Genomic DNA, 24,425 nt, shown 5'->3' with positions numbered 1-24,425 from the left:
GAGGAGCTGAAATGAAAGTGATTTATATTTATAGAACTTTAAATAAGTTTCTAGTATATAAATTAACTTATCATTTTAGCTCTTATTTTTTTAGATAGGAGTTTCCAAATTCATGGAGAAAGAGTACGTAGTAATAGGATTAGGTCGCTTTGGAGGAAGTATTGTAAGAGAGTTAAATGCTTTAGATATGGATGTTATGGCTATTGATAGAGATGAAGATCGAGTAAATGAATATAGTGAAATTGCGACACATGCTGTTGTAGCTGACACTACTGATGAAGCAGTAATGAAAAGTTTAGGTATACGAAATTTTGATCATGTCATTGTGGCAATAGGTGAGAATATTCAATCTAGTACATTAACAACTCTAATACTGAAAGAATTAGGTGTGAAAAAAGTTACCGCCAAAGCACAAAATGATTATCATGCAAAAATTTTGAATAAAATCGGTGCGGATACTGTAGTACATCCTGAAAGAGATATGGGTCGTCGTATTGCACATAATGTCGCAAGTGCAAGTGTACTAGATTACCTTGAACTGGCAGATGAACATTCTTTAGTAGAGTTAAAAGTAAGTGAAAAATTAACTGGTCAAACAATCAGAGATTTAGACATCCGAGCACAATTCGGGATTAATATTATTGCAATTAAAAGAGGAAGAGAAATTATCGTTTCACCAAATCCAAATATGAATATTGAAATTGGAGATATTATGATAATGATCGGACACGATAATGATTTAAATCGTTTTGAGAAAAAAATAGTAAGATAGTAAAAGAAGTGGGACAAAATTCATTTTGAATTATGTCCCACTTTCTTTTTTATGCTTCATTTACTTTCATAATAACGGGTAAAATCATCGGACGACGAGCTGTTTTTTCATATAAATACGGTTGTAATGTTTCAATAATTGAAGACTTAATTTGATGCCATTGAATATCATTATTTGAATTTAGTTTTGAAATAACGTCTGTTTTAATTTTTCGTTGTGCATCATAAATTAATTGGCCAGATTCACGCATGTAAACAAAACCACGTGAAATGATATCTGGACCTGAAAGAAGTTTATTTGTATTGAAATCAATACTTACTACAACAATAACCAGTCCTTCTTCAGATAATAATTTACGATCACGAATAACTACATTACCAATATCACCGATGCCACTTCCATCAACTAATACATTACCTGATGGAATTCGACCAGCTTTACGCGCAGAATCATGTGTTAAAGCTAAAACGTCACCTATATCTAAAATAAAGACATTTTCTTCTTTAACACCACAATCAATACCCGTTTGACCGTGCGCTTTTAGCATACGATATTCGCCGTGAATAGGTAAGAAGAATTTAGGTTGAATTAAGCGAAGCATTAACTGTTGGTCACCTTGGGAGCCATGTCCTGATGTATGAATGTTAGAAATCTTACTATGAATAACATCTGCACCAGCTTTATATAATGCATTAATCGTACGATTGATACTTTTAGTGTTTCCAGGAATAGGTGATGAACTAAATACTACAGTATCATCAGGTATAATTTTAATTTGTTTATGTGTACCATTAGCAATACGAGAAAGTGCAGCCATGGGTTCACCTTGAGAGCCAGTACATAAAATAAGTAACTCGTGTTTAGGAATATTATTAATTTTATTAGGCTCAACAAATGTTTCTGGTGGTGCTTTAATGTAACCAAGCTCCATACCAATCTTAATATTATTTTCCATTGAACGACCAAAAGTTACAATTTTACGATTATATTTAATTGCTGCTTCCACAGCTTGTTGGACACGATAGATGTTTGATGCAAATGTTGCAAAAATAATACGACCTTTACAATTACGGAAAATTTTATCGACATTTTGTCCAACTTCACGTTCACTTAATGTGAAATCAGGAACTAGTGCATTAGTAGAGTCAGATAACAAGCATAATACGCCTTCTTTACCAAGCTCTGCCATTTTTGCAATATTTGCAGGGGCGCCAACAGGTGTAAAATCAAACTTAAAATCACCAGTATGGACAATTTTACCTTCAGGTGTATCAACAACAACACCATATGCTTCTGGAATACTATGCGTAGTTAAGTAAAAAGAAATTTCAAAATGTTTAGATTTTATAACACTATCTTCAGTAATTTCATTCAAACTAGCATTACGCAATAAATTGTGTTCTTCTAATTTATTGCGAATTAAACCTAAAGCTAAAGGGCCACCATAAATAGGTACATTAATTTGTTTTAATAGGTAGGGCACACCACCTATATGGTCTTCATGTCCATGAGTAATAAATAAACCAACAATTTTATCTTGGTTTTGTTCTAAGTAGGCGTAATCAGGAATAACGTAGTCAATACCTAATAAATTATCATCAGGAAATTTGATTCCTGCATCGATGATAACAATCTCATCTTTATACTCCACAGCATAAGTGTTTTTACCAACCTCACCTAGGCCACCTAGAGCATATACACCTACTTCATTAGAATGTAGTTGTTTCATTATTGAGCGTTCTCCACATTAAAGTGATCAGAGTGTTCTTTTTCGTATTCTAAATGTGCGCCCTCTAATTTAGTAATAAATTCGATATTAAAATTACGATCTTTTAAATAACGTCTTACTTGTTCTTCAGTTTCACCTTCAACATAAATTGTATTGGTGTTCTCACGAACAATTACTTCGTCTTTATTATGTTGAAAAAATACTTTAAATACTGCCATTGTATATATTTCCTCCTAAATAAATGTTTATCTATTGTCTTATGAGCACTAGTAGAAATTAAATAGAATATACATGTTTATTTATTTTTACATTTAACCTGAATGCTATATAACAGGCAATTTAAATTTTTTAATATAAAATAATATTTATTTTACTGTGCTTAAAGGCAAATTATACATGTCGTTCAATTTTTGAAAGATAGTATTTTACTATGATTTCAGTTAACTTTTATTTTACCTTATGTATCAGAATAAATAAAGCAGTTTATATGTAGTAAAAGAAGTGGAGAACTGAGTGCTAAAAAAAGAAAAGCCTAATACATTTATTACAATAAAGTAAAAATGTATTAGGCTTGAATGTTAAACCTCAACTGAGTCTGGTAATGGAGTAAGAGGATGCTCTTTATCGATATAATCGTAGAACATAATACCGTTTAAATGATCGATTTCATGTTGGAATACAATTGCTGGATAACCTTTTAAACGTAATTTAACTTCATTACCATCAATATCATAAGCTTTAATTGTTGTTCTAAAGTGGCGATGAACTAGACCAGGTATATTTTCATCTACACTTAAACACCCCTCACCAGTAGGTAAATAAGCGTGCTGAACGCTATGGCTTATTACTTTAGGATTGACTAACATATAGTCGTATGACTTACCTTCACCATCATCAGGTAAATACACGGCAATCATTTTTTTTGAAATATTAATTTGTGGTGCAGCTAAACCCACTCCAGATCGTAAACCATATTTTTTGGCAATTTCGTCATCTTGACTATTAATTAAAAATTCACGCATATCACGTAAAGTGTTTTTATCTTCTTCAGAAAGAGGTAAACTCACGTCTTTTGCTTTTTCGCGCAACGTAGGATGTCCATCTCTAATAATGTCTTTCATCGTTAACATGTCATACACCTTCCTTATATAATATAAAATATAACAGATTATATACATATACGTACATTAATATAGTTTCATTTGATTTATAAACTATCTTTATATAATATTACAATCGGACCACTATGAGGAGGAATGACATTAATGAAATTACGTAAAACCATAGTTGTTGTAGCTACCTCTACACTTTTATTAGCTGGTTGTACAACTGATAAAAAAGAGGTAAAAGCTTATGACGATAATGTTCAAAAAGCATTTGATAAAGAACAATCTATAAATGAAGTTAGTAAAAAATTGAACTCACTTGAAGAAAAGAAACAAGGTTTGTATAAAAAGGCAAACAGTAATGACAGTAGTACACGTGAGAAAGCAGCCGACGATGTACTTAATAATATTGATAAACGAGAAAAAACCTTTGATAAAGAAGTTTCAATTTTAAAAGATTCCGAAAAGCAATTTAAAAAAGGAGATTCTCATATTAACGATATTAAAAATGATAATAAAAGAAAAGAAGTTCAACAACTTGATGATGCTATAAAAAATAAATATAAAACGCATGACGAATATGCTAAGGCATATAGAAATGTATTAAGTAAAGAAAAAGATTTATTTGAATTAATCAAACAAGATGGAGTTACTCAATCACAAGTAGACGAAAAAAACAGTGCTCTTAATACAGCTCAAAAAAACTTTAAGAAAAAATTTAAAGCTTATGCTAAAGCAATGAATACAGTTAATAAAGAGAAACAAGACGTCGATCATTTAATCTCTTAATATTACTAATACAGTGCTAATTATTTTATTGATACAGTTTCTTATACTGTATCTTTTTTTAGTAATACAGAACTTTATGAAAATGTTTAACAGTGTAAAATAATTGTGGTACACTATGAGTGGATAAAATGAATTTCTATTATATGGGAAAGGTATGGTGAATTGAATGGCTCCTAAGTTACAAGCCCAATTCGATGCAGTAAAAGTATTAAATGATACGCAGTCGAAATTTGAAATGGTTCAAATTTTGGACGTAGATGGTAATGTCGTAAATGAAGACTTAGTACCTGATTTAACTGATGAACAATTAGTAGAATTAATGGAAAGAATGGTATGGACACGTATTCTTGATCAACGCTCTATTTCTTTAAATAGACAAGGTCGTTTAGGTTTCTATGCACCGACAGCAGGACAAGAAGCATCTCAATTAGCTTCTCAATATGCTTTAGAAAAAGAAGACTTCATTTTACCTGGTTATCGTGATGTACCACAACTTATTTGGCACGGTTTACCTTTAACTGATGCTTTCTTATTCTCAAGAGGTCACTTTAAAGGTAACCAATTCCCTGAAGGCGTAAATGCATTCAGTCCACAAATTATTATCGGTGCACAATACATCCAAACAGCTGGTGTAGCATTTGGTATTAAAAAACGTGGTAAAAAAGCAGTTGCTATCACTTATACTGGTGATGGTGGTTCTTCACAAGGTGATTTCTACGAAGGTATTAACTTTGCTTCTGCTTACAAAGCACCAGCAATCTTTGTTATCCAAAACAATAACTATGCAATTTCTACTCCACGTAGTAAACAAACAGCTGCTACTACATTAGCTCAAAAAGCAATTGCAGTAGGTATTCCTGGTATCCAAGTTGATGGTATGGATGCATTAGCTGTATATCAAGCTACTAAAGAAGCTCGTGATCGTGCAATTAATGGTGAAGGTCCAACATTAATAGAAACTATGACTTATCGTTATGGTCCACATACAATGGCTGGAGATGACCCAACTCGTTACAGAACTTCAGATGAAGATGCAGATTGGGAGAAAAAAGATCCATTAGTTCGTTTCAGAAAATTCTTAGAAAATAAAGGATTATGGAATGAAGAGAAAGAAAACGAAGTTATTGAACGTGCTAAAGACGACATCAAGAAAGCAATTAAAGAGGCTGACAATACTCCAAAACAAACTGTTCTTGATTTAATGGATATCATGTATGAAGATATGCCTCAAAATTTAGCTGAACAATATGAAATTTACAAAGAGAAGGAGTCGAAATAAGCCATGGCACAAATGACAATGGTTCAAGCGATTAACAATGCGCTTAAAACTGAATTGCAAAATGACGAAAACGTTTTAATTTTCGGTGAAGACGTTGGTGTTAACGGCGGTGTATTCCGTGTTACTGAAGGTTTACAAAAAGAATTCGGTGAAGACCGTGTATTCGACACACCATTAGCTGAATCAGGTATTGGTGGTTTAGCTCTTGGTTTAACTGTAGAAGGTTTCCGTCCTGTAATGGAAATTCAATTCTTAGGATTCGTATTTGAAGTGTTTGACGAAGTTGCTGGTCAAATCGCTCGTACGCGTTTCCGTTCAGGTGGTTCTAAAACTGCTCCTGTAACAATTCGTACACCATTTGGTGGTGGGGTACACACTCCAGAATTACACGCGGATAACTTAGAAGGTATTTTAGCTCAATCACCAGGTATTAAAGTAGTTATTCCATCTGGTCCTTATGATGCTAAAGGTTTATTACTTTCATCAATTAGATCAAACGACCCAGTTGTATATTTAGAACATATGAAATTATATCGTTCATTCCGTGAGGAAGTTCCTGAAGAAGAATTTACAATTGAAATTGGTAAAGCAAATGTCAAAAAAGAAGGTAATGACATTACGTTAATTGCATACGGTGCAATGGTACAAGAATCTGAAAAAGCTGCAGAAGAACTTGAAAAAGAAGGTTACTCTGTAGAAGTTATCGATTTACGTACAGTTCAACCAATCGATATTGATACATTAGTTGCATCAGTTGAAAAAACTGGTCGTGCAGTAGTTGTTCAAGAAGCTCAACGTCAAGCTGGTGTTGGTGCTACTGTAGCAGCTGAATTAGCTGAGCGTGCTATTCTTTCATTAGAAGCTCCAATTGCACGTGTTGCTGCTGCTGATACTGTATATCCATTTACTCAAGCTGAAAATGTTTGGTTACCAAATAAAAATGATATTATTGAACAAGCTAAAGCTACTTTAGAATTCTAATAGTATAGATAGTAAGTTATATATGAATGTATGTATTTAAAATAAGTGCTTGTTATTTATTTTATGTATATATAATTAAGTGTAAATTAGAGACGTAGGACAAAATGATAAGGTGTTAACAGACACAAAATATTATTCTGTCCTTCCTCTATATTATAAATTTATTTAAGTAATAAATATTTAAATCTTAGGAGGATAAGAACGTGGCATTTGAATTTAGATTACCCGACATTGGTGAAGGTATCCACGAAGGTGAAATCGTTAAATGGTTTGTTTCAGCCGGAGATACAATTGAAGAGGATGACGTATTAGCAGAGGTTCAAAATGATAAATCTGTAGTAGAAATCCCTTCTCCTGTAAGCGGTACAATTGAAGAAGTTGTAGTTGATGAAGGTACTGTAGCAGTTGTAGGTGATGTAATCGTTAAAATTGACGCACCAGATGCAGAAGAAATGCAATTTAAAGGTCATAATGATGACGATGCTTCATCTAAAGAAGAAGAACCTACAAAAGAAGAAGCTAAAACTGAAGAAACTCCAGCAGCTTCAACATCACAAGATGAAAAAGTAGACGAAAACAGACGAATTAAAGCAATGCCATCTGTACGTAAATATGCACGTGAAAAAGGCGTGAACATTAAAGCAGTTTCTGGTTCAGGTAAAAATGGACGTATTACTAAAGAAGACATCGATAACCACTTAAATGGTGGCGGTGCTCAAGTAGCAACAGCTTCAAATGAAAGTGCAGCTGCTTCAACATCAGAAGATACTTCTGCAGTTCAAACTCAATCAGTACCTGAAGGAGACTTCCCTGAAACTACAGAAAAAATCCCTGCAATGCGTAAAGCAATTGCTAAAGCGATGGTTAACTCAAAACATACTGCTCCACACGTAACGTTAATGGATGAAATTGATGTTCAAGATTTATGGGATCACCGTAAAAAATTCAAAGAAGTTGCAGCTGAACAAGGTATTAAATTAACATTCTTACCATATGTTGTTAAAGCACTTGTTTCTGCACTTAAAAAATACCCAGCACTTAACACTTCATTTAATGAAGAAGCTGGTGAAATCGTACACAAACATTACTGGAATATTGGTATCGCAGCAGATACTGAAAGAGGTTTATTAGTACCTGTAGTTAAAAATGCAGATCGTAAATCTATTTTCCAAATTTCAGATGAAATTAACGAATTAGCTGTTAAAGCTCGTGATGGTAAATTAACATCTCAAGAAATGAGCGGTGCTACATGTACAATTAGTAACATCGGTTCAGCTGGTGGACAATGGTTCACTCCAGTTATCAATCACCCAGAAGTAGCTATTTTAGGTATTGGACGTATTGCTCAAAAACCTATCGTTAAAGATGGTGAAATTGTAGCAGCTCCAGTATTAGCATTATCATTAAGCTTTGACCACAGACAAATTGATGGCGCAACTGGTCAAAATGCAATGAATCATATCAAACGCTTATTAAATAATCCAGAATTATTATTAATGGAGGGGTAAAACATGGTAGTTGGAGATTTCCCAATTGAAACAGATACTATTGTAATCGGAGCAGGTCCTGGTGGATATGTTGCTGCAATCCGTGCAGCTCAATTAGGTCAAAAAGTTACTATCGTTGAAAAAGGTGACTTAGGTGGCGTATGCCTAAACGTTGGATGTATTCCATCAAAAGCATTATTACATGCTTCTCACCGTTTCGTAGAAGCTCAACACTCTGAAAATTTAGGTATTATTGCTGAAAGCGTATCACTTAAATTTGATAAAGTTCAAGAATTCAAACAATCAGTTGTTAATAAATTAACTGGCGGTGTTGAAGGTTTATTAAAAGGTAATAAAGTTGAAATCGTTCGTGGTGAAGCTTATTTCGTAGATGAAAATAGCTTACGCGTAATGGACGAAAAAAGTGCTCAAACATATAACTTCAAAAATGCTATTATTGCAACTGGTTCAAGACCAATTGAAATCCCTAATTTCGAATTTGGAAAACGCGTTATCGATTCAACAGGTGCTTTAAATTTACAAGAAGTTCCTGGTAAATTAGTAGTTGTCGGTGGCGGTTATATTGGTTCAGAACTTGGTACTGCATTTGCTAACTTCGGTTCTGAAGTTACAATTTTAGAAGGTGCTAAAGAAATTCTTGGTGGTTTCGAAAAACAAATGGTTCAACCTGTTAAAAAAGGTATGAAAGAAAAAGGCGTTGAAATCATCACTGAAGCTATGGCTAAAAACGCTGAAGAAACTGAAAACGGTGTTAAAGTTACTTACGAAGCTAAAGGTGAAGAAAAAACAATTGAAGCTGATTATGTATTAGTAACTGTAGGTCGTCGTCCAAATACAGACGAATTAGGTTTAGAAGAATTAGGCCTTAAATTTGCTGATCGTGGATTATTAGAAGTAGACAAACAAAGTCGTACTTCTATCAAAAACATCTTCGCAATTGGTGATATCGTACCTGGTTTACCACTTGCACACAAAGCAAGCTATGAAGGAAAAGTAGCTGCAGAAGCAATTTCAGGTCAACCATCAGAAGTTGATTACATTGGTATGCCTGCTGTATGCTTCACTGAACCAGAACTAGCTCAAGTTGGTTACACTGAAGCTCAAGCTAAAGAAGAAGGTTTAGATTTCAAAGCATCTAAATTCCCTTATGCTGCTAATGGACGTGCATTATCATTAGACGATACAACTGGTTTCGTTAAATTAATTACATTAAAAGAAGATGACACAGTTATTGGTGCTCAAGTAGCAGGTAACGGTGCTTCTGATATTATTTCTGAATTAGGTTTAGCTATCGAAGCAGGTATGAATGCTGAAGATATCGCATTAACTGTTCATGCTCACCCAACTTTAGGTGAAATGACTATGGAAGTTGCTGAAAAAGCTATTGGTTTACCAATCCATACTATGTAATTTCCTTTTGAAATAATTATGAATTAAATCAACGTATTTAATTGAAATATTTAAAATAACCATTTATGGTGGGACTATGATTTTTATCGGGAATCTAGTTCCACCTTTTTTTATAGAAATAAATTTATATTTTGGAGGGTAACTATGGAATATCAATATCCAATGGATTTAGATTGGTCTAAAGATGAAATGGTTGATGTTATTAAATTCTTTAATCAAATTGAAAATTATTATGAGGAGTCAGTAAAAGGCACTGAGTTAATGGAACAATATAAAAAATTTAAGGAAATTGTGCCAGGAAAAGCAGAAGAAAAACAAATTTTTAAAGAGTTTGAAGAAAAGAGTGGCTATAATAGTTATAAAGTAATTCAAGAAGTAAAAAAACATCCTGATCAAGTGACTTTTAGCAAAAATTAAGATTTTAAATAGATGATTATATTTGTTTTGGTTATTAAAGAATGTATTATAAAAATTTTTTAAGATATCTATTGAATATAAAGCTGTATTTTGTTATTTTTATTAAGCATTAAACAAAATGTTTGATAATAGTAAACAATATACAGCTTTTTTAGGTGGTTAGTTATGCAAATTGGATATAAATTAAAAAATTTAAGACGTCAAAAAAATCTTACTCAAGAAGAGCTAGCAGAAAGAACAGATTTATCAAAAGGATATATATCTCAAATTGAAAGTGAGCATGCGTCTCCAAGCATGGAAACATTTTTAAATATATTAGAAGTATTAGGTACTACACCAAGCGATTTTTTTAAAGAAAAAGTGAAACAAAAAGTATTATATAAAAAAAGCGAAAGAACTATTTATGATGAATATGATAGAGGTTATATATTAAATTGGGTTGTTCCCAGTTCAAATGAATATGAAATGGAACCTCTCATATTAACAATTAAGCCTGGATCGTCATACAAATCTTTTGAACCTTCAGAATCGGATACCTTCATTTATTGTTTAGAAGGCTGTGTATCACTTACATTAGGTAAAGAGCGCTATCAAGCTTATAAGGGAGATGTACTGTATTTTAGGGCAGATGAACTACATCAATTACATAATGATTCAAAAAATGAAGTTAAAATTCTAATTGTAGCTACATCATCATATTTATAAAGGAGGAAATGGATTGAAGCCACTATTATCTTTTAAAAAGGTTACTAAGAAATTTGCTGATACAACAATATTAAATAACATGAACTTAGATATTGAATCGGGATATTTTTACACTTTACTTGGTCCCTCGGGATGTGGTAAAACAACAATTTTAAAACTGATTGCAGGATTTGAACAACCTAATGAAGGTCAAATTATATATAGAAATCAGTCTATCGAAAAATTACCAGCAAATAAGCGTAAAGTAAATACAGTATTTCAAGACTATGCTTTATTTCCTCACTTAAATGTATATGAGAATATTGCTTTTGGTTTAAGACTAAAAAAGTTTTCTAAACAAGAGATTGATAAGGAAGTCAAAGAGGCATTAAAACTTGTTAAGTTAACAGGATATGAACAACGTCATATTGATGAAATGAGCGGGGGTCAAAAACAAAGAATAGCCATTGCCAGAGCTATTGTAAATAAACCAGAAATTTTATTATTAGATGAATCACTGTCGGCACTAGATTTGAAATTACGTACTGAAATGCAATATGAACTTCGCGAATTACAAAAACGATTAGGAATCACTTTTGTGTTTGTGACTCATGATCAAGAAGAAGCATTAGCACTTAGTGATTATATTTTTGTAATGAAAGATGGTAAGATACAACAATTTGGTACGCCAACAGATATTTACGATGAACCAGTAAATCGCTTTGTGGCAGATTTTATTGGAGAATCTAATATTGTTGATGGCACAATGGTTAAAGATTTTGTAGTGAATATTTATGGTCAGGATTTCGAATGTGTTGATGCGCGTATTCCATCTGGAAAAAAAGTAGAAGTAGTGATTCGTCCAGAGGATATTTCTTTAGTTGAATCGACACAAGGCTTATTTACTGCAACTGTCGATTCAATGCTTTTTAGAGGTGTACATTACGAAATTTGTTGCATTGATAAGAAAGGATATGAATGGGTCATTCAATCTACTAAAAAGGCAGCAATAGGAAGCCAAGTAGGTTTGATTTTTGAACCTGAAGCTATTCATATTATGGTTCCTGGAGAAACTGAAGAAGAATTTGATAAACGTATTGAAAGTTATGAGGATATTGAACATGCGTAATTTAAATAAATTTCTTATCATTCCATATTTATTATGGATGATTGTTTTTATTATAATTCCTGTGCTTTTACTTGTATATTTTTCATTTACCGATATAAATGGTCATTTTAGTTTTATGAATTATCGCCAAGTATTTTCTATGAAATATTTAAAAATGATATGGGATTCAATTTTTTATGCAGCACTTATAACGATTGTTACGTTAATTATTAGTTATCCTGCAGCATATTTTATTAGAGGTTCAAAATTTCAGAATATTTGGCTACTTATATTAATCATACCAACATGGATTAATTTACTGTTAAAAACTTATGCTTTTATTGGAATTTTAAGTCATGAAGGTATGGTTAATAAAATGTTAGGTACAATTCATATTGGCCCACTGAATTTGTTATTTACATCAGGTGCGTTTTTACTTGTTGCAAGTTATATTTATATACCATTTATGATTTTGCCTATTTTTAATAGTATGAAATCAATTCCTAATAATTTATTACAAGCTTCAAGTGATTTAGGTGCAAATGCGTTTACTACTTTTCGCAAAGTTATACTTCCTTTAACAAAAGAAGGTGTCATGACAGGGGTTCAAGTCACATTTATACCAGCTTTATCATTATTTATGATTACTAGACTTATAGCTGGAAATAAAGTGATTAATATTGGTACATCTATTGAGGAACAATTTTTGGTTATTCAAAATTACGGAATGGGATCGACAATAGCTATCTTTTTAATTGTATTTATGGCGTTTATCTTAATTATTACTAAATCTAAAGAAACAAATGGAAGAGGGTGAATTAAATGAAATGGTATGGAAAATTATATATAGGAGTATTACTTCTTGTACTATACGTTCCTATTTTTTTCTTAATGTTTTATTCGTTTAATTCAGCTGGAAATATGGTGCATTTTGAACATTTCACATTAAAACATTATCAAACATTATTTCAAGATGATCATTTAATGTCAGTAATATTCAATACAATAACAGTTGCATTACTAGCTGCAGCAATATCTACTGTTATTGGAACATTTGGAGCAATATCTATTTATTATTTGAGAAATAAAAAGTTTAAATTAACATTACTTACATTAAATAATGTATTAATGATTTCATCCGATGTTGTCATAGGCGCTTCATTTTTAATCATGTTCACAGCTTTAGGACATATATTTGGACTAGGATTAGGATTTGGAACAGTATTAGCATCTCATATTGCATTTTGTATACCTATAGTAGTCATTCTTGTGCTACCACAGCTATATGAAATGAATCATAATATGTTAAATGCAGCTCGTGATTTAGGTGCTACAGAAACTCAAATACTCGGACGTATTCTTTTACCAAACTTAATGCCTGCAATAATTGGTGGTTTTTTTATGGCACTTACATATTCCTTAGATGATTTTACTGTAAGTTTTTTTGTGACAGGTAATGGATTTAGTGTTTTATCAGTAGAAGTGTATGCTATGGCTCGAAAAGGTATCAGTATGGAAATAAATGCTATTTCAACGATTTTATTCTTAGCTATTGTGCTAGGAATTATTGGATACTATGCACTTCAAAATATATTGAAACGTAGAAGTACTAAAAGAGGTGCAATAGAATGAGACAATTTTTGCAGTTAATTATAGGTGCCATTATACTAGGACTGATATGTTTAGGAATAAGTCATTGTTTTAGTTCTCAAGATAATACAAAAGCTGGCAAAAAAGTGTATGTATATAACTGGGGAGAATACATTGATCCTGATTTAATAAAGAAATTTGAAAAAGAAACGGGTATTCAAGTTGTTTATGAAACTTTTGATTCAAATGAAGCGATGGAAGCAAAAATTAAAAATGGAGGTACACATTATGATGTTGCATTTCCAAGTGAATATACAGTTCAGAAATTAAAAAGAGAACATTTGTTAGAACCTTTAGATCATAAAAAAATGCCCAATATTAAAAATTTAGATTCTAATTATATGAATATGGCTTACGATCCTCATAATAAATATTCAATACCGTACTTTTTTGGAACAGTAGGTATTCTATATAATAAAAAAGCATATCCTAATGAACATTTTGATAGTTGGAGCGATTTATATCAATCTAAATATAAAAATGATATATTACTGGTTGATGGTGCTAGGGAAATTATAGGATTAGCTTTAAATAAATTGGATTATAGTTTAAATGATTCAAATCCTGTTCATATTAAGCAAGCAGAACAAGATTTACAATCTCTTACACCTCAAGTTAGAGGTGTAGTAGGCGATGAGATTACTATGATGCTTCAACAAAAGGAAGGCCATATTGCTGTAGTATGGAGCGGTGTAGCAGCACCACTTGTTCAAGACGGAGATACGTATGATTATGTTGTTCCTAAAGAGGGCTCGAATTTATGGTTCGATAATATGGTCATACCTAAAACTGCGCAAAATAAAGAAGGAGCATATCAATTTATAAACTTTTTATTAGATGCAAAAAATAATAAGCAAAATACAGAATGGGTTGGATATGCTACTCCAAATAAGGCTGCTAGAAATTTATTACCAAATAAAATAAAAAATGATTATCGTTTTTATCCAACTCCAAAAGAACAAAAACGCTTAGAAGTTTATAAAGATTTAGGAGAAAAAACATTAGGAGAATACAACGAAAGTTTCTTAAATTTTAAAATGTCGTTAAAATAAGCGATAAATAGTAGTTATTTTTTTATAAATTAGATATAATAATTTGACAAGTTAATTAAGGAGTTGTAATAAATGTCAGGAGAACGATACACACAAATCAAACGACCTGTGAGCCGTTTAACTGAGAAACTTTTAGGTTGGATTAGTTGGATTTTCTTATTAATATTAACGGTTATTACAATGTTTATTGCACTCGTATCATTCAGTAATGATACATCTATTCAAAATCTTGAAAATTCCATGAATAATAATCAATTAATACAGCAAATATTAGCTAATAATAGTCTAAATACTACTCAATTTGTTATATGGTTACAAAATGGAGTTTGGGCAATTATTGTGTACTTTATTATTTGTTTATTAATTTCATTTTTAGCATTAATTTCTATGAATATTAGAATTTTATCTGGAATATTATTTTTAATTGCTTCTATCATTACTTTACCTTTAGTGTTATTATTCATTACATTAATTATTCCAATTTTCTTCTTCATTACAGCGATTATGATGTTTGCAAGAAGAAGTAAGGTAGAATCTGTTCCAGCATATGGTCCTACTTATGATTATCCGCCTTATTATAATCAAAGAGATGATTATGATGAGGGACATTATTATGAAGAGGAACCTGTTTATTATAATGATGAAGAAGAGTACATAGAACCACCTCGTAAGGCTAAAAAATTAGAACGTCGTACTCGTCGTGAACAGTCAAGCTATTATAATGAAAGAGAAAATAATTATGAAGACTATAATCATTTAACTCAAAATAAAAATGAGCACGATTTTAATGACGATATTGAGGAAGATAAATATAATCAGTATCCTAAACGAGCTGTAACGAGTGAATATCAACAATCTTCAAATGATGATGATAATTCTGGTGTGCTTTCAAGACAAAGAAAATATAAATATAACTCAAAAAATAATATACCGAATGAAGTTAATGATGATGAAAATGTATTCAATGAGAATAATGTAGAAACAGATTCATATATTGATAAGAAAGAACAAAAAGCTCAACGTAAAAAAGAAAAAGCGGAATTGCGTGCTAAGAAAAAAGAGAAACGTAAAGCTTATAATCAACGTATGAAAGAAAAAAGAAAGAATCAACCAAGTGCTGTTAATCAGCGTCGAATGAATTATGAAGAACGTAAACAAATTTTAAATAAAGAAGAAAATAAAGAGACACATTCAGACGATCATAAATAATTAATGTTATTAGTTACGTATCACCCCCAATCAATTTGAATCCAAATTGATTGGGGGCTTATTTATAATCAATAAAAATATAATTAGATAAATACTAATAATAGAGAGAATTAAAGTAAAAGAAAAAAGCTATTGTTAAAATATAGACACTATATCTTAACAATAGTTTCGTTTTATGCAAAAAATTCTTTAAATGTTTCAATAATTAAATAAACATTGAGCAAACTTAGAATAATAATTAAACTCCAAGAACAAATGTTAATCCAGCTTTTATTATAGAAAGAACCCATTAATTTTTTGTTACTTGTTGCAAGTTGTAAAGGAATAAGTGAGAATGGTAAAGCAATACTTAAAAATACTTGAGAAAATACTAAAAGTTGTTCCATTTTTCCTTCATTACCTTTAAATATAATTAAACAAACAATAACAGGAATGACAGCTAACCCTCTAGTAATTAATCGTCTTAACCAGTTTGGAATAGATAATTTTAAAAAACCTTCCATAACAATTTGACCAGAAAGTGTACCAGTAATTGTAGAGTTTTGTCCAGATGCAAGTAATGCAATAGCAAATAATATACTCATTATACTGCCAAGTACTGATCCCAGAAGCGGCTGTGTTTTAAGGGCATGATATAAATCATAAAATCCACCTAATTTATCAGCATTTACACCATAAAATAGTGCAGCACCTAGTACAAGTAACAAACAATTTACTATAAAAGCGATGCTTAACTGTATATTAGAATCAATTGTTGCATATTTAATTGCTTGTGCTTTATCGTTTTCATTATTTCTATCATATTTACGGGATTGTACAATCGAAGAATGTAAATAGAGATTATGAGGCATGATTGTAGCGCCAATAATTCCTAAAGCAATATATAGCACACTATGATTTGTAACGATTTCCTTGTGAGGAATAAAACCGTTAAGAATATCAATCACTTTTGGTGATGAAATATAAACTTCGAATAAAAAAATAATAAGAACGGTGAAAATTAATGTTCCAACAATAGCTTCAATTTTTCTGAAACCAAATTTCATAATAAAAAGTAAAAGAAAAACATCTAAAACTGTTATAAGTGCACCTATAATTAAAGGAATATTAAATAATAAGTCTAGAGCTATTGCACTTCCGATAATTTCAGCAATATCCGTAGCAATAATTGCTAATTCTGCTATAATCCAAAACATAATTGCTAATGGGCGATTTAAATAATGACGAGTCATTTGTGCTAAATCCATATCCGTAGCAATTCCTAATCTAACAGTCATACTTTGTAAAAGCATTGCGGATAAACTAGAAATTAAAATAATGAAAAGAAGGATATAGCCAAATTGTGCTCCGCCTTGCATAGACGTAATCCAGTTACCTGGATCCATGTATCCAACCGCTACTAATAATCCTGGACCTAAAAAAGCTAAGAATTTTTGACTTGCACTTTTGTTACTATTGAAGTCTACTGTATTGTTAATTTCGTCTAAACTACGTTGTTTTTTGTCATTATAATGATTCATTTATAAACTCCTAAACCTTTTTTAATTATATTAACCTAATTATATTTTTAGGTCAACCTAAAAATATAATGAAAAGATAAAATAGAACTTAGGAGAATTTTAAATTCAGTCATTGACTGCCAATACAATAAAAAGGGTTGATTTTGAATAAAAAAATCAACCCTTTTGTTAATTATTTACTTGTCTATTTGACTTTAACTGGGGGCACTTTATAATAAAATCCCAGATTCAAAAATAGTATTTATTCATATAATTTTAAGAATTCATCAAAGGTTTCTTTAATAAAAGTTAAAAATGCTTTGTCTGATTTTAATCGTTCATCATTAGGCGCTAAAGTTCGTGCTACAAAAAACTCACCTTTTTTTACATTCTTAACACGATCAATAGCTTGATGTAATTCAGTATCACTTAAATCTTTAATGTATTGTTTATCTTTTTTCATGTGATCTAAACTGACTTGATAATCATTTGGAAGTTGTTTTAATATTTTAAAATGTTTATCAAAAACCTTAACACGTTGTTCTTTATTTTTTCCTTCATGCATTATTCCATACATGATAAATAATTGATCTCTAAAAAGGCCAATTTGGAAATGAGGTAACATTTTATAACCGCGTTTATTAGGTGCAAAGGCAACCCAAGTATCTATAGGAGGATTAACACTTCTACGCGCATGTTTAGCAACGTGTGCATAAAAAGTTTCTCCAGTTTGAGAAGTGAAATATTCACTAAAATAATCGCCTAATTGATGTAATTGAGGTCTAATATATTTGTTTAAAGCTTCCATTCGTTCTTCTAAACCTTCAACGTCAAAAGCTTTAAAGTCCTTAGGTGTAAATGTATATTGTGTCATTGACTTGCCTCCTATTTTAATAATCTGTTTAGTTTATTGTAGCATACATTTCACAATGATAATGACAGTATAGCATTTCAATATAGATAGTTGATTTATGATAAAAAGAGATAAACCATTGTTGCGAATATATACTTAGATATCAGCCATTTAAATTTTTAGGATTTTATGTCGTGTGATTAGAAAGGTATCATGAAGTTAATAAAGGAAAAAGATTATAGTACAATATTAAAAATATGTAGATGAATATCTATAGTTTCAGATAATATAATGAGTTTCAAAAAGACCATCAAGGCAAAGATTACCAATGTTATATTTAAGATTAGCTTAATGTATAGGTGCTTAATTTTTTCTTTCATAATTATAAAATTATTCTTATATTTAAATGAAATTTTTGTAAAAATATAAATTATAATGGACAATTTCAAAAAATATATTCATAATATTTTTTGGAACTGATTTAATAGTTCCTTGTTAATTAGTATAGTTTAAATGTTTTTAGTCTTTTATATCAAGATTATGGTAGGTTGCCTTTATTGGCGACCTATTTTTATACATTATAAATGTTTCTTAAAAGTTTAATATATAGTGATGAAGGTATAAAATGATGTATAACAATTATAAAATAGAATTGATGTATAATAGTAAGCAACAGGAGATGATAGTATGTCACTATATGATTTTGCCAAAGGCTTAGTTTTAGAAGCAGGAAATAAAGTTAGAATAATGATGAAAGAAGAATTAAATATTGAAACAAAATCAAATCCGAATGATTTAGTTACAAATGTCGATAAAGCTACTGAAAATTATATATATGATGCAATTACGCATAGTTATCCAGAACATCGTGTTATTGGAGAAGAAGGACATGGACATGACCTAACTCATGTTGAAGGTGTTGTATGGGTAGTGGATCCAATTGATGGCACGTTAAACTTTGTACATCAAAAAGAGAATTTTGCTATTTCCATCGGTATCTACCGAAATGGTAAACCTTACGCTGGCTTTGTATATGACGTAATGAAGGATGTTTTATACCATGCTAAAGTAGGTGAGGGAGCTTTTGAAAATAAACATCCATTATCTGTAATTGAATCTACTACTTTGAAGAAAAGTTTAATTGGGATTAATCCAAACTGGGTAACCAAACCTAAAATGGGACCTATATTTCAAGATATAGTGAATGATGCAAGAAGTTGTAGAGCATATGGTAGTGCAGCTTTAGAAATTATAAGCGTAGCTAAAGGACAATTAGCCGCCTATATCACACCTAGATTACAACCTTGGGACTTTGCTGGTGGGCTTATTGTATTAAATGAAGTTGGAGGCATAGCTAGCAACTTATTAGGTGAACCATTAAATATTTCAAACGCGAATTCAGTACTAGTAGGAAATTCAAATATTCATAAAGAAATATTAGAAAGTTACCTAGCACCTAATACGGCTACTTTAATTGAATTACATCAGCGCTTTAAAAAATAAATGGCCTTGATTACAATAAAAAAAAGCTTGAGACAAAAATATCTCAAGCTTTATATATCTTAATAGTTGCTTACAACCAATTGTTTTCACGATACTTTTTCTTAAGTGTAAATCCAGCACCAAACGTTGCAATGAAAAGTATAAATGTTAAAATCATCATTGGAATACTACCAGCACCCACGCTAAAACTAAAGAGTACTAAAAATATAATTGCTATAATAGAAAGAATCCAGAATATACCTTTAGATTTTGTTTTTTCCATCCCTGTCCCCACCTTTTAGTTATCTTTTGCTAATATTATGATATAATAAAAAAGTTGTAATTAAAAGTGGGAATTAACTCAAGAAAGGATATTATAAAATGACTAATAAAAGAGAAGATGTTCGTAATATTGCAATTATTGCTCACGTCGACCATGGTAAAACAACATTAGTTGACGAATTGCTTAAACAATCTGGAATCTTCAGAGAAAATGAGCATGTTGATGAAAGAGCAATGGACTCTAATGATTTAGAAAGAGAACGTGGTATTACAATTCTTGCAAAAAATACTGCGATAAATTATAAAGGTACAAGAATTAACATCTTAGATACACCAGGTCATGCTGACTTTGGCGGCGAAGTTGAACGTATTATGAAAATGGTAGATGGTGTTGTACTTGTTGTAGATGCATATGAAGGTACTATGCCACAAACACGCTTTGTACTAAAAAAAGCATTAGAACAAGATTTAAAGCCTGTTGTAGTAGTTAATAAAATTGATAAACCATCTGCTAGACCAGAAGCTGTAGTAGATGAAGTATTAGATTTATTTATTGAACTTGAAGCAAATGATGAACAACTTGATTTCCCAGTTGTTTATGCATCAGCTGTAAACGGAACAGCGAGTCTTGATTCTGAAAAACAAGATGAAAACATGCAGTCTTTATATGAAACAATTCTTGATTACGTGCCTGCTCCAATTGATAATAGCGATGAACCACTACAATTCCAAGTAGCATTATTAGATTATAATGATTACGTTGGTCGTATTGGTATTGGTCGAGTATTTAGAGGTAAGATGCGTGTAGGAGATAACGTATCGCTTATTAAATTAGATGGTACAGTGAAAAACTTCCGTGTAACAAAAATCTTTGGTTTCTTTGGTTTAAAACGTGAAGAAATAGAAGAAGCACAAGCAGGAGATTTAATTGCTGTATCAGGAATGGAAGATATCAACGTAGGTGAAACTGTTACACCTCATGATCATCAAGAAGCATTACCAGTATTGCGTATTGATGAACCTACACTTGAAATGACGTTCAAAGTAAATAATTCACCATTTGCTGGTCGTGAAGGTGATTTTGTAACCGCTCGTCAAATCCAAGAACGTTTAGATCAACAACTTGAAACAGATGTATCATTAAAAGTTACACCAACAGATTCTCCAGATACATGGATTGTAGCTGGCCGTGGAGAGTTGCACTTATCTATTTTAATTGAAAATATGAGACGTGAAGGATTTGAACTTCAAGTTTCTAAACCTCAAGTTATTTTACGTGAGATTGATGGTGTATTAAGTGAACCATTTGAACGTGTTCAATGTGAAGTTCCATCTGAAAATGCTGGAGCAGTTATTGAATCGCTTGGTGCTCGTAAAGGTGAAATGTTAGATATGTTAACAACTGATAATGGATTAACACGTCTAATCTTTATGGTGCCTGCACGTGGTATGATTGGATATACAACTGAATTTATGTCTATGACTCGTGGTTATGGCATTATTAACCATACCTTTGAAGAATTTAGACCCCGTGTCAAAGCACAAATTGGTGGCCGTCGTAATGGTGCATTAATTTCAATGGATCAAGGACAAGCAACTGCATATGCCATCATTGGTTTAGAAGATAGAGGCGTAAACTTCATGGAACCAGGTACTGAAGTTTATGAAGGTATGATTGTAGGAGAACATAACCGTGAAAATGATTTAACCGTTAATATTACTAAAGCTAAACATCAAACTAACGTTCGTTCAGCGACTAAAGATCAAACTCAAACTATGAATCGTCCAAGAATTTTAACATTAGAAGAAGCATTAGAGTATATTAATGATGATGAATTGGTTGAAGTAACTCCTCAAAGTATCCGTTTAAGAAAGAAAATCTTAAATAAAGCGGCACGTGAAAAAGAAGCTAAACGTGTAAAACAAATGATGCAAGATCAATAAAATTAAAAAAGACGCAAAATCAAGTTTGATTTTGCGTCTTTTTATTATTGAAAAATATAAGAACATATATGATGTGTTATTCGTTTTCATCTGAAAAATGGAGGTTAAATTTACGATTCTCATTTGGTCGCTGTCTAGGTGTATCTAATCGACTTTTACAGTCACTACACATAAATGTTTTAATTGGATTATTCCTTAGACGTTTAGCTTCAACTGTACGTTCATCAATTAAGACCTTAGTATCACAAATAATACATTGAACTTCTCGCAATTTAAATCACCTCAATATGAGTTACATACTTAAAATGATATGAATATGCTTTATCCTCAGGATTATAAACAAAGCTATCTACTGAATTATCATCGTACAATCTCTTGCCATCTTTAGCAAATTGGAAAAATAGATAAGGTAATAATTCTAGTGGTATTTCAATTGAAGATGTATCATTTGAAAGTTTAATTGCAGTTGCACTTTCTAAAGGTTCAGCATTTTTAAAAAATGGTGTCATATTTATTGCAAATGAATCTTCTAATACAGCACGTTTACGATACTTAATTTCAGAGTTTAAAGTAGGAGGATTGGTTTGTCCTTCTAAAATAGCTCTATTCCATTCGCGGTTATCTTCAAATTTAATAGGTTTAGTTCCTTCAAAAATACCGTTTTCAATATCCTCTATTTTTACTTTTCTATCATCAAAAATCCATGTTGTACTATCTAAAGTAATAGGAAAATTGACGTCTCCTTTAATTTGAATCATCTTGCCCACTCCCTAGTTTCAATCTAACTATTATTTTATCATATTTAAAATAAAGGGTTTATCGAATAAACTTGCTTTTTAAAAGGTAGTAGGATAAACTTCTGATATGGAGATATTTAATGATGGGGGGAGTATGTGATGCCGAAGCAAACGAACATAAATAGTGAAGCTTATGAGCAATTAAATCAAGATGCTGATAGAATCTTGCATTTAATTAAAGTTCAAATGGATAATTTAACTATGCCATCTTGCCCACTATATGAAGAAGTTCTCGACACACAAATGTTTGGTTTACAAAAAGAAGTAGACTTTGCTGTAAAACTTGGTTTAGTTGATAAAGAAGACGGTAAAAGTTTAATGCTTCGTTTAGAAAAAGAATTATCTAAATTGCATGAAGCATTCACAAACGTATAACTCTAAGTCTAACGGTTTTGATATTAAAGTATTATAATGAGTAAGATTTAATACATGTAATAATTTTATGATAGTGACTGAAATGTTATGTAAATAATATTTTCAGTCCTTTTATTTTATTTTTTACGTTTATGTTTGTTAATTAATAATTACAAAGTATATAATAGTTTAGACAGAATTTAATTTGATAAATCGTTTTAATGAACATATATAGTTTAAAATTTTAGAATTGGATGATCTTTTTTATGAATAATTTAAAGAATATATTTCGATACATAGGTAGAACCTCTAAGTTTATCGATTATCCATTATTAATTTCATACGTTATTTTGTGTTTAATAGGTTTAGTGATGGTTTATAGTGCTAGCATGGTGGCAGCTACTAAAGGGACATTAACAGGAGGCATTGAGGTTTCAGGTACATATTTTTATAATAGACAATTGATTTATGTAATCATGAGTTTTGTTATTGTTTTTTTAATTGCATTTATGATGAATATAAGAGTCTTTCAACAAGCAAAGATACAACAGTGGATTATGATAATTATCTTTGTCCTTTTATGTTTAACATTAGCGATAGGTAAAAATATTAATGGTTCAAAAAGTTGGCTTAACTTGGGATTTATGAATTTACAAGCCTCAGAGTTATTGAAAATTGCTTTAATTCTTTATATTTCTTATGTATTAAGTAAAAAATTACCACAGATACGAGGCAATTTAATTATTATTAAAGGCCCAATTTTTTTAATCATACTTTGTTTAGTTCTAGTGCTTTTACAAGGAGATATTGGACAAACATTATTAATATCAATCATTGTTTTGTCAATGTTTTTATTTGTCGGTATTGGTGCAAAAAAAATAGTAAAAGGTCCTGTATTATATATTATCCTTGGATTTATTCTTATTGCTAGTCTCTTTATTTCTGCTGGGTGGATGCCAGGATATTTAAAAGCACGTTTCAGTACAATTTATGATCCTTTTAGTAGTTCTTCAGGTACTGGTTATCATTTATCCAATTCATTAATGGCAATCGGAAATGGAGGATTGTTTGGTCGTGGATTAGGGAATGGGATTATGAAGCTTGGTTATCTTCCAGAAGCGCATACAGACTTTATTTTCGCAGTAATTTGTGAAGAATTGGGACTTGTAGGTGCCTTATTAGTAATAGGATTATTGTTTTTTATTGTATTCCGTGCATTTATATTAGCAACTAAAACATCTTCATATTTTTATAAATTAATATGTGTCGGTGTAGCGAGTTATATTGGTAGTCAAACCTTCGTAAACTTAGGAGGTATATCAGCTACAATTCCACTAACAGGTGTGCCTCTCCCATTTATAAGTTTTGGTGGTTCTTCGATGATTAGTTTAAGTATTGCTATGGGGTTGTTATTGTTAGTAGCAAGACAAATTAAAGTTGAAGAAAAAAGAGCAATAAAAAATAAAAAACAAAAAGTAGATATACCAAGACAATATTAGGATCACTAAAATATAAATATG

General features: G+C 31.0%; 25 protein-coding genes. 17 read left to right on the top strand and 8 right to left on the bottom strand.

The window, feature by feature from the left end; translation table 11 throughout:
* The first annotated feature begins 112 nt into the window (after nt 1-112).
* Complete coding sequence (locus tag AC2FB1_RS03310) at nt 113-772, top strand: potassium channel family protein (RefSeq protein WP_490673860.1); 660 nt, start codon at nt 113-115, stop codon at nt 770-772.
* Between the two features lie 49 nt (nt 773-821).
* On the opposite strand, the gene rnjA is transcribed toward AC2FB1_RS03310, so the two are convergent.
* The 3 genes from rnjA to def form a co-directional block, all read right to left on the bottom strand.
* A complete protein-coding gene (gene rnjA / locus AC2FB1_RS03305; protein ID WP_490673859.1) occupies nt 822-2,501 on the bottom strand; it encodes a ribonuclease J1 in 1,680 nt (559 codons plus the stop codon).
* Complete coding sequence (locus tag AC2FB1_RS03300; RefSeq protein ID WP_490673858.1) at nt 2,501-2,719, bottom strand: DNA-dependent RNA polymerase subunit epsilon; 219 nt, start codon at nt 2,717-2,719, stop codon at nt 2,501-2,503. The genes rnjA and AC2FB1_RS03300 overlap by 1 nt, the downstream gene beginning before the upstream one ends.
* A 360-nt stretch (nt 2,720-3,079) precedes the next feature.
* Entirely contained in the window at nt 3,080-3,631 is a 552-nt protein-coding gene (def, locus tag AC2FB1_RS03295) for a peptide deformylase (protein WP_490673857.1), read from the bottom strand.
* Nucleotides 3,632-3,766: 135 nt separating this feature from the next.
* Between def and AC2FB1_RS03290 the strand changes: the two genes are divergently transcribed.
* The 12 genes from AC2FB1_RS03290 to auxB all read left to right on the top strand — a co-directional run bounded on the left by AC2FB1_RS03290 (nt 3,767) and on the right by auxB (nt 15,694).
* Nucleotides 3,767-4,396, top strand: coding sequence for a YkyA family protein (locus tag AC2FB1_RS03290; RefSeq protein ID WP_490673856.1), 630 nt, complete (start codon nt 3,767-3,769; stop codon nt 4,394-4,396).
* A gap of 166 nt (nt 4,397-4,562) precedes the next feature.
* On the top strand, nt 4,563-5,675 hold the full coding sequence (gene pdhA, locus AC2FB1_RS03285; protein WP_070813312.1) for a pyruvate dehydrogenase (acetyl-transferring) E1 component subunit alpha: 1,113 nt from the start codon (nt 4,563-4,565) through the stop codon (nt 5,673-5,675).
* Between the two features lie 3 nt (nt 5,676-5,678).
* Complete coding sequence (locus AC2FB1_RS03280) at nt 5,679-6,656, top strand: alpha-ketoacid dehydrogenase subunit beta (RefSeq protein ID WP_490673855.1); 978 nt, start codon at nt 5,679-5,681, stop codon at nt 6,654-6,656.
* 203 nt (nt 6,657-6,859) lie between these two features.
* Entirely contained in the window at nt 6,860-8,164 is a 1,305-nt protein-coding gene (locus AC2FB1_RS03275; RefSeq protein ID WP_490673854.1) for a dihydrolipoamide acetyltransferase family protein, read from the top strand.
* 3 nt (nt 8,165-8,167) lie between these two features.
* On the top strand, nt 8,168-9,574 hold the full coding sequence (gene lpdA, locus AC2FB1_RS03270; protein WP_490673853.1) for a dihydrolipoyl dehydrogenase: 1,407 nt from the start codon (nt 8,168-8,170) through the stop codon (nt 9,572-9,574).
* A 144-nt stretch (nt 9,575-9,718) separates the two neighbouring features.
* A complete protein-coding gene (locus tag AC2FB1_RS03265; protein ID WP_490673852.1) occupies nt 9,719-9,991 on the top strand; it encodes a UPF0223 family protein in 273 nt (90 codons plus the stop codon).
* Nucleotides 9,992-10,156: 165 nt separating this feature from the next.
* Nucleotides 10,157-10,696 (top strand): helix-turn-helix domain-containing protein, encoded by a 540-nt coding sequence (locus AC2FB1_RS03260; RefSeq protein ID WP_490673851.1) that lies wholly within the window; start codon nt 10,157-10,159, stop codon nt 10,694-10,696.
* A 13-nt stretch (nt 10,697-10,709) separates the two neighbouring features.
* Entirely contained in the window at nt 10,710-11,804 is a 1,095-nt protein-coding gene (locus AC2FB1_RS03255; RefSeq protein WP_490673850.1) for an ABC transporter ATP-binding protein, read from the top strand.
* Nucleotides 11,797-12,600, top strand: a complete 804-nt coding sequence (locus AC2FB1_RS03250) for an ABC transporter permease (RefSeq protein ID WP_490673849.1) — start codon at nt 11,797-11,799, stop codon at nt 12,598-12,600. Before AC2FB1_RS03255 ends, AC2FB1_RS03250 begins: the two co-directional genes overlap by 8 nt.
* A 5-nt stretch (nt 12,601-12,605) precedes the next feature.
* The gene (locus AC2FB1_RS03245) at nt 12,606-13,415 is read left to right on the top strand and encodes an ABC transporter permease (protein WP_490673848.1); all 810 of its coding nucleotides are present in this window, start codon (nt 12,606-12,608) and stop codon (nt 13,413-13,415) included.
* The gene (locus tag AC2FB1_RS03240) at nt 13,412-14,485 is read left to right on the top strand and encodes an ABC transporter substrate-binding protein (RefSeq protein WP_490673847.1); all 1,074 of its coding nucleotides are present in this window, start codon (nt 13,412-13,414) and stop codon (nt 14,483-14,485) included. The genes AC2FB1_RS03245 and AC2FB1_RS03240 overlap by 4 nt, the downstream gene beginning before the upstream one ends.
* Before the next feature lie 72 nt (nt 14,486-14,557).
* Nucleotides 14,558-15,694: a lipoteichoic acid stability factor AuxB gene (gene auxB, locus AC2FB1_RS03235; protein WP_490673846.1), complete on the top strand. Its 1,137-nt coding sequence runs from the start codon at nt 14,558-14,560 to the stop codon at nt 15,692-15,694.
* 173 nt (nt 15,695-15,867) lie between these two features.
* On the opposite strand, the gene AC2FB1_RS03230 is transcribed toward auxB, so the two are convergent.
* Complete coding sequence (locus tag AC2FB1_RS03230; RefSeq protein WP_490673845.1) at nt 15,868-17,214, bottom strand: Nramp family divalent metal transporter; 1,347 nt, start codon at nt 17,212-17,214, stop codon at nt 15,868-15,870.
* A gap of 241 nt (nt 17,215-17,455) precedes the next feature.
* A complete protein-coding gene (locus AC2FB1_RS03225) occupies nt 17,456-18,067 on the bottom strand; it encodes a YktB family protein (protein WP_490673844.1) in 612 nt (203 codons plus the stop codon).
* A 666-nt stretch (nt 18,068-18,733) separates the two neighbouring features.
* Between AC2FB1_RS03225 and AC2FB1_RS03220 the strand changes: the two genes are divergently transcribed.
* Nucleotides 18,734-19,549, top strand: coding sequence for an inositol monophosphatase family protein (locus tag AC2FB1_RS03220; RefSeq protein ID WP_490673843.1), 816 nt, complete (start codon nt 18,734-18,736; stop codon nt 19,547-19,549).
* Between the two features lie 70 nt (nt 19,550-19,619).
* On the opposite strand, the gene AC2FB1_RS03215 is transcribed toward AC2FB1_RS03220, so the two are convergent.
* Nucleotides 19,620-19,811, bottom strand: a complete 192-nt coding sequence (locus AC2FB1_RS03215; RefSeq protein ID WP_207025827.1) for a DUF5325 family protein — start codon at nt 19,809-19,811, stop codon at nt 19,620-19,622.
* 98 nt (nt 19,812-19,909) lie between these two features.
* Between AC2FB1_RS03215 and typA the strand changes: the two genes are divergently transcribed.
* Nucleotides 19,910-21,754 carry a translational GTPase TypA gene (gene typA, locus AC2FB1_RS03210; RefSeq protein WP_490673842.1) on the top strand — a complete coding sequence of 615 codons (1,845 nt, stop codon included), beginning with the start codon at nt 19,910-19,912 and terminating at the stop codon, nt 21,752-21,754.
* A 76-nt stretch (nt 21,755-21,830) separates the two neighbouring features.
* Here typA and AC2FB1_RS03205 read toward each other — a convergent pair whose 3' ends face one another.
* Nucleotides 21,831-22,025 (bottom strand): DUF2197 domain-containing protein, encoded by a 195-nt coding sequence (locus AC2FB1_RS03205; protein WP_070718710.1) that lies wholly within the window; start codon nt 22,023-22,025, stop codon nt 21,831-21,833.
* Between the two features lies 1 nt (nt 22,026).
* Nucleotides 22,027-22,512 carry a hypothetical protein gene (locus AC2FB1_RS03200; RefSeq protein ID WP_490673841.1) on the bottom strand — a complete coding sequence of 162 codons (486 nt, stop codon included), beginning with the start codon at nt 22,510-22,512 and terminating at the stop codon, nt 22,027-22,029.
* Between the two features lie 138 nt (nt 22,513-22,650).
* Between AC2FB1_RS03200 and AC2FB1_RS03195 the strand changes: the two genes are divergently transcribed.
* Nucleotides 22,651-22,926 (top strand): Fpa/YlaN family protein, encoded by a 276-nt coding sequence (locus AC2FB1_RS03195; protein ID WP_490673840.1) that lies wholly within the window; start codon nt 22,651-22,653, stop codon nt 22,924-22,926.
* Nucleotides 22,927-23,171: 245 nt separating this feature from the next.
* Nucleotides 23,172-24,404: a cell division peptidoglycan polymerase FtsW gene (gene ftsW, locus AC2FB1_RS03190; protein WP_490673839.1), complete on the top strand. Its 1,233-nt coding sequence runs from the start codon at nt 23,172-23,174 to the stop codon at nt 24,402-24,404.
* Nucleotides 24,405-24,425 lie beyond the last annotated feature (21 nt).

It is taken from the genome of Staphylococcus sp. CoH_129_LAB_1 (genome assembly GCF_058191515.1).
The sequence above is the reverse complement of the archived record's forward strand: the minus strand, read 5'-3'. Positions and strand labels throughout refer to the sequence as shown.